Here is a 1789-nt window from a genome sequence, read left to right on the forward strand (position 1 = left end):
GCGGCGAGGGAGACCATGACGGCCCAGAGGGCGGGCTGGACGACGTCGACGCGGTCGTAGCCGGGGGCGCCCTCGGCGCCGCGCAGGACGTCGATCAGCTTCCAGTCGGTGAACTCGGCCAGCGCGTCGGCGCATTCGGTGATCCGCTGGGCGAACACCGGCTCGGTGTCGAGGAGTTCGACGGCCATCCCGACCCACTGGGAGCCCTGGCCGGGGAAGACGAAGACCGTGCGCCCGGTCACGTCCGCCGTGCCGGCCACCACGGCGGCCGGGTCCTGCCCGGCGGCGTAGGCGGCGAGCGCCGCCCGGTCGGCGCCGACCACCACCGCGCGGTGGGGGAAGGCGGAGCGGCCGGTGGCCAACGAGTGGGCGACGTCGACGGCCGCCAGCGCGGGGTGCGCCTCCAGGTGCTCGGCGAGGCGCCCGGCCTGGGCCCGTACGGCGGCCTCGGTGCGGCCGGCCAGCAGCCACGGGGCGCCGGTGCCGGCCGACGGGGCCTGCTCCTCGGCGGGCCGCTCGGTGGCCTGCTCCTCGGGGGCCTGCTCGACGATGACGTGGGCGTTGGTGCCGCTGATCCCGAAGGAGGAGACGCCGGCCCGGCGCGGGCGGCCGGTCTGCGGCCACTCCCGGGCCTCGGTCAGCAGCTCCACCGCGCCCGCCGACCAGTCCACGTGCGAGGACGGCCGGTCCACGTGCAGGGTCCGGGGCAGCACGCCGTGCCGCAGCGCCAGCACCGTCTTGATCACCCCGGCCACGCCGGCCGCGCTCTGGGTGTGGCCGATGTTGGACTTCACCGAGCCCAGCAGCAGCGGGAGTTCGCGCTCCTGGCCGTAGGCGGCGAGCAGCGCCTGGGCCTCGATCGGGTCGCCGAGGGTGGTGCCGGTGCCGTGCGCCTCGACGGCGTCCACGTCGGCGGCGGTGAGACCGGCGGCGGCCAGGGCCTGGCGGATCACCCGCTCCTGCGCCGGGCCGTTGGGCGCGGTCAGCCCGTTGGAGGCGCCGTCCTGGTTGACGGCGCTGCCGCGCAGCACCGCCAGCACCGGGTGCCCGTTGCGGCGGGCGTCGGAGAGCCGCTCCAGGACCAGCATGCCGACGCCCTCGGAGAACCCGGTGCCGTCCGCCGCGTCCGCGAAGGCCTTGCACCGGCCGTCCGCCGCCAGGCCCTTCTGCCGGGTGAACTCCACGAACAGTCCGGGCGTGGACATCACCGCGACGCCGCCCGCCAGGGCCAGGTCGCAGCCCCGGCGGCGCAGCTCCTGGACCGCCAGGTGGATCGTCACCAGCGAGGAGGAGCAGGCGGTGTCCACGGTGACGGCCGGGCCCTCCAGGCCCATCGCGTACGAGACCCGGCCGGTGGCGACGCTGCCCGCGCTGCCGTTGCCCAGGTAGGCGGCGACCTCGTCGGGCACCTCGTCCAGCCGGGCGGCGTAGTCGTGGTACATCACGCCGGCGAACACGCCGGTCCGGCTGCCGCGCAGGGTGAGCGGGTCGATGCCGGCCCGCTCGACGGCCTCCCAGGAGGTCTCCAGCAGCAGCCGCTGCTGCGGGTCCATGGCGAGGGCCTCGCGCGGGCCGATGCCGAAGAAGCCCGGGTCGAACTCGGCGGCGTCGTAGAGGAATCCGCCCTGGGCGGTGGAGCTCTGCTCACCGAGGTCCCAGCCGCGGTCGGCGGGGAACGGCCCGATGCCGTCGCCGCCCTCGGTGAGCAGCCGCCAGAAGTCCTCGGGCGTGCGCACCCCGCCGGGCAGCCGGCAGGCCATGCCGGTGACGGCGATCGGCTCGTCGGCTG

General features: G+C 76.4%; 1 protein-coding gene. It reads right to left on the reverse strand.

The window, feature by feature from the left end:
* A partial coding sequence (locus tag ACFU6K_RS38295) for a type I polyketide synthase (protein WP_380671178.1) occupies nt 1-1789 on the reverse strand: 1789 nt, incomplete at both ends.

The organism is Kitasatospora sp. NPDC057512 (genome assembly GCF_042802135.1).
Taxonomy (GTDB): Bacteria; Actinomycetota; Actinomycetes; order Streptomycetales; family Streptomycetaceae; genus Kitasatospora.